Consider the following 12,491-nt stretch of genomic DNA (forward strand, 5'->3'; position numbering starts at 1 on the left):
GCCCCTTCGGGGGCGTCCCCGGCGCCCTCCCCGCGAGGGCGCTTTCCTTTTTCCGCAACCCACCGTAAACGGGCCCCATGAGCGATACACTTCACATCATCGGCGGCGGCATGGCCGGATCGGAAGCCGCCTGGCAGGCCGCACAGGCGGGCGTTCCCGTCGTGCTGCACGAGATGCGGCCGAAGGTCGCCACCTTCGCGCATCAGAGTGGCGATTTCGCCGAAATGGTCTGTTCGAACTCGTTCCGCTCGGATGATGACGAACGCAACGCCGTGGGCCTGCTGCATTGGGAAATGCGGGCTGCGGGCGGGCTGATCATGGGCACTGCCGACCGCCATTCGCTGCCCGCCGGCGGCGCCCTGGCCGTCGACCGCGAGGCGTTCTCGCAGGCGGTGACGGCGGCACTGCGGTCGCACCCGCTGATCTCCTTCGCGGATGAGGAAATCACCGAGCTGCCGACCTCGGGCCACTGGATCATCGCCACCGGGCCGCTGACCTCGGGCGCGCTGGCAGATAGCATCCGCACCACCACCGGGGCCGAGAGCCTGGCCTTCTTCGACGCGATCGCGCCGATCGTCTATGCCGAGACCATCGACATGGACATCGCCTGGCGGCAAAGCCGCTACGACAAGGGCGAGACCGAGGAAGAGCGCACCGCCTATATCAACTGCCCGATGACCAAGGCGGAATACGAGGCCTTCATCGACGCGCTGCTGGCGGCCGAGAAGACCGAGTTCCACGCGGGCGAGACGGCGGGGTACTTCGACGGCTGTCTGCCGATCGAGGTGATGGCCGAGCGCGGCCGCGAGACGCTGCGCCACGGGCCGATGAAGCCCGTCGGCCTGACCAATGCACACAAGCCCGAGGAAAAGGCCTATGCCGTGGTGCAGCTGCGCCGCGACAATGCGCTCGGCACGCTCTATAACATCGTCGGCTTCCAGACGAAGATGAAGTACGGCGCGCAAACCTCTGTATTCAAGATGATTCCGGGGCTGCAGAACGCCAGTTTCGCGCGCCTTGGCGGGATCCATCGCAACACCTTCATCAACTCGCCGACGTTGCTCGATGACCAGATGCGGCTGAAGCTGCGGCCGAACCTGCGCTTTGCCGGGCAGATCACCGGCGTCGAGGGCTATGTCGAAAGCGCGGCGATGGGGCTTCTGGCGGGCCGCATGGCCGCGGCCGAGATCAAGGGCGGCTGCCTGCCGCCGCCCGCGCCCGAGACCGCCATGGGCAGCCTGGTGAACCACATCACCGGCGGCGCCGAGGCGAAAAGCTTCCAGCCGATGAACGTGAACTTCGGCCTCTTCCCGCCGCTCGAGGAAGCCCGCGGCGGCCGCAAGGGCCGCAAGGACCGCTACAAGGGCTATACCGACCGGGCGAAAGAGCTGTTCACGCACTGGCTTGCGGCGCAGGGCTGAGATGATCACCCGGTTCGCGCCCTCGCCGACCGGGCCACTGCATCTGGGCCATGCCTATAGCGCGATCCTGGCCCATGACATAGCGCGCGCTGCCGGCGGGCAGTTCCTGCTGCGGATCGAGGACATCGACCGGCAGCGTTCGAAACCCGAGTGGGAGGCGCAGATCCAGGATGACCTGCGCTGGCTCGGGCTGAGCTGGGACGGGCCGGTGATGCGCCAGTCAGAGCGCCTGAAGGTCTATCGCGACTGCCTTGAAAAACTGTGGACTTCCGGCTTTCTCTTCTCCTGCTCCTGCCGCCGTCGTGACATCGAGGCGGCGGCTTCGGCGCCGCAGGAAGGTGTGCAGCTTGGTCCCGACGGCATCATCTACCCCGGCACCTGCCGGCTGACGGGCGCACCGAAACCCGGCGAACCGCTGCCCGACGCGGCTTTGCGGCTTTACATGGATCGTGCCGCAAGCGCTTGTTCCTACACCGAAATCGGCGAGAGATACCGCGGTATCCATGCGATCACGCCCGCGCAGATGATCCGCGAGGTGGGCGACGTGGTGCTGGCGCGGCGCGACATGGGCACCTCGTATCACCTCTCGGTGGTGCTCGACGATGCGGCGCAGGGGGTGACGCTCGTGACCCGCGGCGAAGACCTGTTCGAGGCGACGGCGATCCATGTCACACTTCAGAAACTACTTGAGCTTCCGGTGCCAACCTATTGTCATCACGGTCTGATCCGCGACGAGAATGGCAAGAGGCTGGCGAAGCGCGACGATGCCCGCGCGCTCTCGAAATACCGGGCCGAGGGGGCGACCCCGGCCGATATCCGCCGCCTGGTCGGGCTGTAGCCTTACGCCATCGGCTTCAGGATCTCGACCTCGTCGCCCTGCCGCAGCGCGGTGTAGAAGCACGAGCGTCGGTTGGTGTGACAGGCCGGGCCGGTCTGATCGACGAGCAGCAGCAGGCAATCGCGGTCGCAGTCGATGCGCAGCTCGACCAGCCGCTGCACGTGGCCAGAGCTTTCGCCCTTCGCCCAGAACCCCTGGCGCGAGCGCGACCAATAGGTCACCTGCCCGGTCTCGAGCGTGCGCGCGAGGCTTTCGGCGTTCATCCAGGCCATCATCAGCACATCCCCGGTCGCCGCGTCCTGCGCGATTGCCGGGATCAGGCCGTTGGCGTCGTATTTCAGCGTGGCGGTGTCGAAACTCATCGGGCTTTCCTTGCGCGTTGTGGCGTCCTATCTAACCTGCGCAACCCCGGGGGAAAAGCCATGAGCGACGCCGATCTGTTCAAGCTCTATTCGCAGCGCATTCTGGCGCTGGCGGCCGACATCCCCTTTACCGAGCCGCTCGCCACCCCGGATGCAAGCGCCCGCAAGCGGGCGCCGCTGTGCGGCTCGACCGTGGCCGTTTCGCTGACGCTGACCGACGGGCGGATCACCGGCTACAGCCAGCAGGTGCATGCCTGCGCGCTTGGTCAGGCCTCGGCGGCGATTTTCGGGGCGGCGGTGATCGGGCGCAGCCGTGACGAGGTGGCGGCGTTGCGCGATGCGCTGGCGGCGATGCTGACAGGCGGGCCGGTGCCGGCAGCGCCCTTTGGCGAATACGAGGTGTTGCAGGCCGCGCGCGACTATCCGAACCGCCACGCCTCGATCCTGCTCGCCCCCGAGGCGACGCTCGAGGCGCTTGATGCGGCGGCGAAGGCCGCCTGATCCCCTTTCCCAGTCGAGATAAAAAAACGCCGCCATCCGAAGATGACGGCGCAGGAGCGCTTTCGGGGGGCGGAACCCCTCTTTGGACAGGCGGCCGCACATCGGGGACAGAGGCGGCAGCGAAAGCGCGAGGCAGTGAACAGGGCCGGGCTCAGAACAGCCCGGGCAGATAGAGAATCGCGACAAAAGTCACGCAGAGCGAAAGGGCGCCCAGGGCGTCGTGCAGCAGAGTGTTCGGCAGACGGCCGAGGGTGGCATTCAGATCCTTGCGCATTCCGTACTCCTTTCGTTCCAGTTGCTATTTTGTTCTCATATCCCGTTCCGCAAGTAAAGAACTTTTTGAGAACATTTCTCAACCGACGTCGATCAGCCGGATCGCGCGGTCCTGCTCCATCAGCCACAGGAAGACCCGCACCGCCTGCCCGCGCTCGCTGGCAAGCTCGGGGTCGCGGGCCAGAAGCGTGCGCGCATCGCTTTGGGCGAGCGCCATCAGCCCCGCCTGACGTTCGAAATCGGCGATGCGAAAGCGCGGCAGGCCGGATTGCGCGGTGCCGATCACATCGCCCGCGCCGCGCATCGCAAGGTCTTCCTCGGCGATGCGGAAACCGTCTTCGCTTTCGCGCAGGATCGCCAGGCGCCGCTCGCCGCTTTCGGACAGCGGCGGTTGGTAGAGCAGCAGGCAGGTCGAGGCGGCCGCCCCCCGCCCGACCCGGCCGCGCAGCTGGTGCAGCTGCGCAAGGCCGAAGGTCTCGGCCCGCTCGATCACCATGATCGAGGCCGCGGGCACGTTCACGCCGACCTCGATCACCGTGGTCGCGACCAGAACCCGGGTGCGGCCGGCGACGAAATCGGCCATCGCGGCGTCCTTGTCCGCAGGCGGCATCTGGCCGTGGACGAGCCCCACCACCCCCTCGCCAAGCGCCGCGCGCAGGGCGAGGAAGCGGTCCTCGGCGGCGGTCAGATCGACGCGCTCGCTCTCCTCGACCAGCGGGCAGACCCAATAGGCCTGCCGCCCCTCGGCCACGGCGCGGCGCAGGCGTTCGACCACCTCCTCGATCCGTGCCGTCGAGATCAGCGCGGTCTGCACCGGCTTGCGCCCGGGCGGCTTCTCGTCGAGCAGGCTGACATCCATGTCGCCGTATTGGGCAAGCGCCAGCGAGCGCGGGATCGGCGTTGCGGTCATCACCAGAACGTCGGCCGCCTGCCCCTTGGCGCCCAGCTCCATCCGCTGCGCGACGCCGAAACGGTGCTGCTCGTCGACGATCACAAGCCGCAGGTCGTGAAAGACCACGTCCTTCTGGAAGACGGCATGGGTGCCGATCAGGATGTGGATGCGGCCCTCGGCGAGGTCAGTCAGCTTCGCCGCCCGCTCCGCCCCCTTGTCGCGGCCGGTGAGCAGCGCAAGGCGCACCCCTGCGGCCTCGGCCAGCTCGACCAGCCCCTCGTGATGCTGACGGGCGAGGATCTCGGTCGGGGCCATCATCACCCCCTGCCCGCCCGCCTCGACCACGGCGAGCAGCGCGAGCAGCGCCACAAGCGTCTTGCCGGAGCCGACATCGCCTTGCAGCAGCCGGTTCATCCGCCGCTCGGAGGCCATGTCGGCGGTGATCTCCTCGACCGCGCGGGTCTGCGCGCCGGTCGGCCGGTAGGGCAGCGCGGCGAGCACGCGGGCCCGCAACCGGCCGTCGCCCAGGCTTGCCCGCCCCTTGCCGCGCCGCTGCATCCGCCGGGCGAGCGCCAGCGTCATCTGATGGGCGAAGAACTCGTCATAGGCGAGACGGGTGCGCGCGGGCGTGGTGGGCGCGGTGTCGGCCAGAGAGGTCGGCGCATGGGCCGTGCGCAGCGCCTCGGCCCAGCCCGGCCAGCCCTCGCGCGCGCGGAGCGCCGGGTCGATCCATTCGGAGAGATCGGGCAGACGGGCCAGCGCCCCCTCGGCCGCCTTTGCCATCACCCGCTGCGTCACCCCGGCGCCAAGCGGATAGACGGGCTCGAAACGCGGCAGCTTGCCGGCCTCTTCGGGCGGCAAGAGGTGATCGGGGTGGACCATCTGCGCGGCGCCGTCGAAAAGCTCGAGCTTGCCCGAGACGAGGCGGCGCGCGCCGATGGGCAGCTGCCGTTCGAGGAAATCGCCGCGGGCGTGGAAGAAGACGAGCGCGAATTCGGCCTCGGCATCATGCACCAGAACCCGCGACGGCCCGCCCTTGCGCCGCGCCGGCACATGGGCGTCGATGGTGACCTCGACGGTGACGATGGCGGGCGGCACCGCCTCGCGGATCGTGCGCAAGGGCGTGCGGTCGATGACCGAATGCGGCAGCGCGAAGAGCACGTCGCGCGGGCGCGCAATATCGAGCTGCGCAAGCGCCGCCGCGGTCTTGGCGCCGATGCCGGGCAAGGTCTCGAGCCCGGCAAACAGCGGAAACAGGACCGCGGGGCGGCCGCTCATGCGCCCTGCGCCAGCGCGAGCCAGGCGTCCTCGTCGATCACCTCGATCCCAAGCTCGGCGGCCTTCGCGGCCTTCGAGCCCGCGCCCGGTCCCGCGATGACCAGATCGGTCTTCGCCGAGACCGAGCCCGCCACCTTGGCGCCAAGCGCCTCGGCCCGCGCCTTCGCCTCGGCCCGCGTCATCTTCTCGAGCGTGCCGGTGAAGACGAGGGTCTTGCCGGCGATCGCGCCGCTCGCGGCCTTGGCGGGCGGCGGCAGGATGGTGAGCTGTGCCACCAGCCGGTCGATGGCCGAGCGCTCCTCGGGGTTCGCGAAAGCGTCCGAGAGCGAGAGCGCCAGCACCGGGCCGATGCCGTCGGTGGCGACAAGATCGGCCCAGGCGGCGGTGGCCTCGGCCGGCACATCAAGGGCCGCAATCGCCGCGTTGCGCGCCTCGGTGATCCGCGCCCGGCGGCCCTCGGCCTGCGCCGTTGCCCGCTCGGCCTCTTCCGCCGCATCGGCCGCGCGCTGTGCAAGGGCCACCGGGCGGGCCCGGTCGAGCGCCTCGGCCATCGCCGCCCAACTGCCGTAATGCTGCGCCACGTCCTTCGCCGCCGCCTCGCCGCAATGGCGGATGCCAAGCGCGAAGATCAGCCGGTCGAGCCCGATCTCGCGCCGCAGCTCGATCGCAGCAAACAGGTTCTGCGCCGATTTCTCGCCCCAGCCCTTGACCCGGGCGAGCGGCTTCGCCGCCAGATACTCGATGCCGGCGATGACATGGTCGGGGTCGGCCTCATTGACCGGCACGCCCGACGCCCGCAACATCTCAGCCAGCCCTGCGAGCAGGTCCGGCACCCGGTCGGGCAAGGCGAGCTGATGCGCCAGCCGCTCGCGCGGCCGGGCGACCAGCGCCCCGGGCTGACCGTCGCGGGCTGCCAGGGTGAAGATGTCGGCGGGTTCCGAGATCCGGCACAGCTCATAGAAGAACTCGATCTGCTTCGCGCCGAGCCCCTCGATGTCGAAGGCCGCGCGCGAGACGAAGTGGCGCAGCTTCTCGACCGCCTGCGCCGGGCAGATCAGCCCGCCGGTGCAGCGGCGCACCGCATCGCCCTCCTCGCGGATCGCGGGCGAACCGCATTCCGGGCAGATCGCCGGGAAGACATAGGGCGCGGCGTCCTCGGGCCTCCGGCTCAGGTCGACATCGGCCACCTTCGGGATCACGTCGCCGGCGCGGTAGACCTGCACCCAGTCCCCCTCGCGGATGTCCTTGCCACCGCGGATCTCCTCGCCGAAGGAATTGCGGCCGGCGATGTAATCCTCGTTGTGCAGCGTCGCGTTCGAGACCACGACGCCGCCGACGGTGACCGGCGTCAGCCGCGCCACCGGGCTGAGCGCGCCGGTGCGACCGACCTGGATCTCGATCTTCTCGAGCCGGGTCCAGGCGGTCTGGGCCGGGAACTTGTGCGCGATCGCCCAGCGGGGCGTGGTCGAGCGATAGCCAAGCCGGCGCTGCAAGGCGAGGTCGTTCACCTTGTAGACGACGCCGTCGATATCATAGCCGAGTGTCGCGCGCTGCGCCTCGATGGCACGGTAATGGGCCAGCATCGCCTCGGGCCCGTCGCACAGCACGGTGAGCGGGTTGACGGTAAAGCCGAGCGCGCGGAAGCGTTCCATCGCCGCGCTCTGGGTCTCGGCCACGGGTTCGGAATGCGCGCCCCAGGCATAGGCGAAGAAATGCAGCGAGCGCGCCGCAGTGATACGCGCGTCAAGCTGGCGCAGCGAGCCCGCGGCGGCGTTGCGCGGGTTGGCGAAGGTCTTCTCTCCCGCCGCCGCCTGGCGCGCGTTCAGCGCCTCGAAATCGGCGTGGCTCATGTAGACCTCGCCGCGCACCTCGAGCACCTCGGGGGCGTTCTCGAGCCGCTGCGGGATATCGGCGATGGTGCGGGCGTTCTCGGTGACATTCTCGCCAACCTCGCCGTCGCCGCGGGTCGCGGCCTGCACCAGCACGCCCTTTTCATAGAGCAGGGCAAGCGACAGCCCGTCGATCTTCGGCTCGGCGGTATAGGTCAGCGGCGCTTCGGGACCGAGGCCCAGATAATTGCGCACCCGAGCGTCGAAATCGCGGATGTCCTCGTCGGTGAAGCCGTTCTCGAGGCTGAGCATCGGCACCGCGTGGGTGACCTTGCCAAAGCCCTCGGCCACCGCGCCGCCGACCTGCTGAGTCGGGCTGTCGGGGCGGGCGAGATCAGGGAATCGCGCCTCGATCGCCCGCAGGCGCTGCTTCAGCGCGTCATAGTCCGCATCCGAAATCTCGGGCGCGTCGAGCGTATGATAGGCGGTGTTCGCGGCCTCGATGCCGGCAACGAGCGCAGGCAGCTCGGCGGCGGCCTGCGCATGGGTCAGATCTGCGATCGCGGGCGTGTCGTCCGTCATCTTTGTCCCTTTCGACTGACCCAATCCATAGGGTCAGCCGAGGGGGGCGTCCAGAGCCTCAGGCCCCCATGGCGACACGACCGCCCAGCGCGCTGTGATCTGGGTCGCGCAGCACATAGCCGCGGCCCCAGACCGTCTCGATATAGTTCTCGCCCTCGGTCACTTCCGACAGTTTCTTGCGCAGCTTGCAGATGAAGACGTCGATGATCTTCAGCTCCGGCTCGTCCATGCCGCCGTAGAGATGGTTGAGGAACATCTCCTTGGTCAGGGTGGTCCCCTTGCGCAGGCTGAGCAGTTCGAGCATCTGGTATTCCTTGCCGGTCAGATGCACCGGGCGCCCGCCCGCCTCGACCGTCTTCGCATCGAGGTTGACCGCGATCTTGCCGGTGCGGATCACCGATTGCGAATGGCCCTTGGAGCGGCGGATGATCGCATGGATGCGGGCGATCAGCTCCTCGCGGTGGAAGGGTTTCGTCATGTAATCGTCGGCGCCGAAACCGAAGCCCTTGATCTTGTTCTCGGTGTCATCGGCCCCGGTGAGGATCAGGATCGGCGTGTCGACGCGGGCGAGGCGCAGCTGGCGCAGCACCTCGAGCCCGTTGATGTCGGGCAGGTTCAGATCGAGCAGGATCAGATCGTAGTCATAGAGCTTGGCGAGATCGATTCCCTCCTCGCCCAGATCCGTGCAATAGACATTCAGGTTCGCATGGGTCAGCATGAGCTCGATGCTGCGCGAGGTCGTGGGGTCATCCTCCACCAGCAAGATCCGCATCGTCAGTCCTCCGCATTCGTCCCTCGATCGCTCTCGAGACTCGCATCAAGTGGTTAACACCTCCTTAATGTTGCATATTTTTAACGTTGCGCAACTTAAAGTTGTCTGAATTTCTGAATTGCAGTCACTTTCAGCCCGGCAATCCCGTGTTTTTCCACCGCCTCCGTCCAGAGATCGAACTCCTCGTCGGAAAGTTCATAGCGTTGCAAAACCTCCGCCCGGGGAATCAACCCACAGGCAACGGCCTGCACCAGCACCGCCTTGCGCGACGCAACCCAACGGCGCGTGTCCTTCGGCGGCAAGTCCGCGCGCGTCAGAATCGTGCCATCAGGCAGGGTGACCGAGCGCGGACCATCGACTTTCTTCAGATACATAGCTCTCCCCTCCGACCTTCCGTTCCCCGAGATCTGCGGTCCCCACCATGAGCCCACGGTCTTAACGACGGGTGAAGCCAAGGGTTGTGACCGCAGCGGTTTTTCCTATATTCCTCCGGGTCTGGTTAAAGGACCCTCGACATGAGCAAGGATTTGCCTGTGGACACCCCCCTGAATTCGCTCGGCCTGCCGAAGGCGCCGGCCGAGACGCGAGTCGTGGTGGCGATGTCGGGCGGCGTCGACAGCTCGGTGGTGGCGGCGATGCTGGCCGAGGAAGGCTATGATGTCGTCGGCGTGACGCTGCAGCTTTACGACCATGGCGCGGCGCTGGCGAAAAAGGGCGCGTGCTGTGCGGGCCAGGACATCCACGATGCCCGCCGCGTCGCCGAGACGATGGGCTTTCCGCATTACGTGCTCGATTACGAGAACACCTTCCGCGAGGCGGTGATCGAGGAATTCGCCGATGCCTATCTGGCCGGCGCCACCCCGGTGCCCTGCATCCGCTGCAACGAGCGGGTGAAGTTCAAGGACCTGCTCGAGACCGCGAAGGATCTCGAGGCCGATTGCATGGCGACCGGCCATTACATCCAGCGCCGGATCGGGCCGACCGGGCCGGAGCTTCATTGCGCTGCCGATCCGAACCGCGACCAGAGCTATTTCCTGTTCTCGACCACGCCCGAGCAGCTGGCCTTCCTGCGCTTCCCGCTCGGCCATCTCGCCTCGAAGGCCGAGACCCGGGCGCTTGCCGCAAAATACGGTCTGCCGGTCGCCGACAAGCCCGACAGTCAGGACATCTGCTTCGTGCCGAACGGCAGCTATGCGAGCGTGATCGAGAAGCTGCGCCCGGGGGCCGCCGATCCGGGCGAGATCGTCGATCTGTCGGGCAAGGTGCTGGGCACGCATCGCGGCGTGATCCATTACACCATCGGCCAGCGTCGCGGCCTCGGCATTGGCGGCGGCGAACCGCTTTACGTCGTCAAGCTCGATCCCGGGACGCGGCGGGTGATCGTCGGCCCGAAGGAGGCGCTCGCCACCCGCATCATCCCGGTGCGCGAGATCAACTGGCTCGGTGACGAACCGCTGACCGCGCGGCCGGAATGGCATGTTTCGGTCAAGGTCCGCTCGACCCGCCCGCCGCGCGAGGCGATCGTGCGGCCGCTCAGCGCAACCGAGGCCGAGGTCGAGCTGCTCGACCCCGAGGAAGGCGTCAGCCCGGGCCAGGCCTGCGTCTTCTACGAGACCGGCGGCACCCGCATCCTCGGCGGTGGCTGGATCTGGAAGGGCCGCACCGCCTGACCGCCCGCCCCCGGACGTCGAGCCCCGCGCAAAGAAAAACCCCTCGCCAAGGCGAGGGGTTTTCCATTTCAGATAGGGCTCAGCGCACCAGCACGTAGCTGCCGGGGGCGTCGGCGAGCGGGGCATAGCCCGCCTCTTCGTTGCCCAGCGGCGGCGGTGCGCCATCCTCGAGCCCCTGCGTCTCGCGCAGCCAGTCGGCCCAGGGCTGCCACCACGAGCCCGGAACCTTCGGCACGCTTGCCGCCCATTCCTTCGGCCCGGGATGCGCCCGGCCCGGCTCGTGCGTCATCATCCGGTACTTCGCCCGCGGGCTACCCGGAGGGGCGACGATGCCGGTGTTGTGCCCGCCCGAGACCAGCGCGAAGGTCACGCTGCCATGCATCAGGTAGGTCAGCTTGAACACCGAGTTCCAGGGGGCGATGTGGTCATGCTCGGTCGCCACGGCGAAGATCGGCGCCTTGATGTCCTGCAAGAAGATGTGCCCGCCGCCCGATTCCATCCGGCCATCGGCCAGATCGTTGTTCAGGAACAGCTTGCGCAGGTATTCCGAATGCATCTTGTAGGGCATCCGGGTGGCATCCTTCGACCAGGCACCAAGCGACGAGGCCGTCTCGCGCTCGCCCATCATGTATTCGCGCACCATGTGCGACCACACGAGGTCTTGCGACTTCAGCATCGAGAAGGTGCCGGCCATCGCTTCCTTGTCGAGATACCCCTCCTCCCACATCATGTCCTCGATCAGCGCAAGCTGGTCCTCGTTGGTGAACAGGCTCAACTCGCCCGCCTCGGTGAAGTCGACCTGCGCCGCCAGCATGGTCAGCGTCGCCAGCCGCTCGTCGCCGTCGCGCGCCATCGTCGCCGCGGTCACCGAGAACAGCGTGCCGCCGAGGCAATAGCCGAGCCCGTGCACTTTCTCCGAGCCGGTGATCGCCGTCACCGCGTCGATCGCCGCCATCACGCCCAGCTTGCGGTAATCATCGAAGCCGAGATCGCGATCCTCCTCGTCGGGGTTCTTCCAACTGATGCAGAACACGGTGAAGCCCTGGCCCACCAGCCAGTTGATCAGCGATTCCTGCTTCGTCAGGTCGAGGATGTAATATTTCATGATCCAGGCCGGCACGATCAGCAGCGGCACCGGATGCGTGACCCCGGTGGTCGGCGCGTATTGCAGAAGCTCGATCAGCCGGTTGCGGAACACCACCTTGCCCGGCGTCGCCGCGACTTCGCGCCCCGGCACGAAGACATCGGCCATCTCTTCCTGGCCGGTCGCCTTCTTCAGCAGGTCCTCGGCGAAATACTGCGCGCCGCGCACCAGATTGCGCCCGCCCTCCTCGATCGTGCGCGAGATCAGCTGCGGGTTGGTCGCGAGGAAGTTCGAGGGCGAGAACATGTCCAGCATCTGCCGGCCATAGAATTCGACCAGCTTCTCGTGCTTCTTCTCGACGCCGGGAACGTCGGTCGTCGCCTTCGCCCACCATTGCTGGGCAAGCAGGAAGCTTTGCGACCAGTAAGAGAAGGGCAGCTTCGACCATTCCGGCCCGGCAAAACGCCGGTCCTGCTTCAGCGGTTCGATACAGGGGGCCGTTTCCGTGCCGACACCGCCGATCTGGCACATCACCTCGGCGGCCAGACGCTGCGCCTTGCGGGCCGATTTCCAGGCAAGCTCGGCCTGCTTGCCGGGGCTGATCGCGAGATGCGCCGCCCAGTCGGCCCAGGCGAGCGACAGCGCAAGCGGCGACAGACCGCCCTCAGCCTTGCCCATCAGCGCATGCACATAATGGTCAAGCTGGCGGAAGGACTCCTCAGCCGCACGTTTCTCGGGCGTGTCGCCCACGATGCCGGCACTCGTCACGAGAGGAACCGGCAGCTGCACCCGCGGGGCCTCGGCCACGGGGGCGGGCTTGGCCACCTTCGCCCTCGCCCGCACGGCGGGCTTCACCACCGGCATTTCATCAGCGCTCAGGATCTCGTCCGACGCCGGGGCGTCAGATTTGACGCGCCGGCCGCGCGTCTTGCGGAGGGTAGTCGTCATCGCGTTTCCTCATTCTCGGGGCGGGCAGAGCGCCCGCCCGC

Annotated in this window: 11 protein-coding genes; 4 read left to right on the forward strand and 7 right to left on the reverse strand. The window is 67.6% G+C overall.

Features of this window, described 5'->3' with window-relative positions; all coding sequences use genetic code 11:
* Positions 1–77: 77 nt before the first annotated feature.
* Positions 78–1,421 carry a methylenetetrahydrofolate--tRNA-(uracil(54)-C(5))-methyltransferase (FADH(2)-oxidizing) TrmFO gene (gene trmFO, locus EOW65_RS16765; protein WP_128151392.1) on the forward strand — a complete coding sequence of 448 codons (1,344 nt, stop codon included), beginning with the start codon at positions 78–80 and terminating at the stop codon, positions 1,419–1,421.
* A 1-nt stretch (position 1,422) separates the two neighbouring features.
* Positions 1,423–2,259, forward strand: a complete 837-nt coding sequence (gluQRS, locus tag EOW65_RS16770; protein ID WP_128151394.1) for a tRNA glutamyl-Q(34) synthetase GluQRS — start codon at positions 1,423–1,425, stop codon at positions 2,257–2,259.
* A 2-nt stretch (positions 2,260–2,261) separates the two neighbouring features.
* Here the strand turns inward: gluQRS and hisI are convergent, their stop codons facing one another.
* A complete protein-coding gene (gene hisI / locus EOW65_RS16775; RefSeq protein WP_121532430.1) occupies positions 2,262–2,621 on the reverse strand; it encodes a phosphoribosyl-AMP cyclohydrolase in 360 nt (119 codons plus the stop codon).
* A gap of 60 nt (positions 2,622–2,681) precedes the next feature.
* Here hisI and EOW65_RS16780 point away from each other — a divergent pair, with 60 nt between their 5' ends.
* The gene (locus EOW65_RS16780) at positions 2,682–3,122 is read left to right on the forward strand and encodes an iron-sulfur cluster assembly scaffold protein (RefSeq protein ID WP_128151396.1); all 441 of its coding nucleotides are present in this window, start codon (positions 2,682–2,684) and stop codon (positions 3,120–3,122) included.
* A 151-nt stretch (positions 3,123–3,273) separates the two neighbouring features.
* Here the strand turns inward: EOW65_RS16780 and EOW65_RS20420 are convergent, their stop codons facing one another.
* The 5 genes from EOW65_RS20420 to sciP form a co-directional block, all read right to left on the reverse strand.
* Positions 3,274–3,396 carry a hypothetical protein gene (locus EOW65_RS20420; protein WP_276319610.1) on the reverse strand — a complete coding sequence of 41 codons (123 nt, stop codon included), beginning with the start codon at positions 3,394–3,396 and terminating at the stop codon, positions 3,274–3,276.
* Between the two features lie 78 nt (positions 3,397–3,474).
* Positions 3,475–5,565: an ATP-dependent DNA helicase RecG gene (recG, locus tag EOW65_RS16785; RefSeq protein ID WP_128151398.1), complete on the reverse strand. Its 2,091-nt coding sequence runs from the start codon at positions 5,563–5,565 to the stop codon at positions 3,475–3,477.
* Entirely contained in the window at positions 5,562–7,976 is a 2,415-nt protein-coding gene (ligA, locus tag EOW65_RS16790; RefSeq protein WP_128151400.1) for an NAD-dependent DNA ligase LigA, read from the reverse strand. The genes recG and ligA overlap by 4 nt, the downstream gene beginning before the upstream one ends.
* A gap of 58 nt (positions 7,977–8,034) precedes the next feature.
* On the reverse strand, positions 8,035–8,748 hold the full coding sequence (ctrA, locus tag EOW65_RS16795) for a response regulator transcription factor CtrA (RefSeq protein ID WP_113900329.1): 714 nt from the start codon (positions 8,746–8,748) through the stop codon (positions 8,035–8,037).
* 95 nt (positions 8,749–8,843) lie between these two features.
* Entirely contained in the window at positions 8,844–9,122 is a 279-nt protein-coding gene (sciP, locus tag EOW65_RS16800; protein ID WP_128151402.1) for a CtrA inhibitor SciP, read from the reverse strand.
* A gap of 141 nt (positions 9,123–9,263) precedes the next feature.
* On the opposite strand from sciP, the gene mnmA reads away from it, so the two are divergent.
* On the forward strand, positions 9,264–10,418 hold the full coding sequence (mnmA, locus tag EOW65_RS16805; RefSeq protein WP_128151404.1) for a tRNA 2-thiouridine(34) synthase MnmA: 1,155 nt from the start codon (positions 9,264–9,266) through the stop codon (positions 10,416–10,418).
* Positions 10,419–10,497: 79 nt separating this feature from the next.
* On the opposite strand, the gene EOW65_RS16810 is transcribed toward mnmA, so the two are convergent.
* Positions 10,498–12,450 (reverse strand): PHA/PHB synthase family protein, encoded by a 1,953-nt coding sequence (locus EOW65_RS16810; RefSeq protein ID WP_206364091.1) that lies wholly within the window; start codon positions 12,448–12,450, stop codon positions 10,498–10,500.
* Positions 12,451–12,491: the final 41 nt, after the last annotated feature.

The sequence above is a fragment of the Paenirhodobacter ferrireducens genome (genome assembly GCF_004022265.1).
GTDB lineage: Bacteria > Pseudomonadota > Alphaproteobacteria > Rhodobacterales > Rhodobacteraceae > Rhodobacter > Rhodobacter ferrireducens.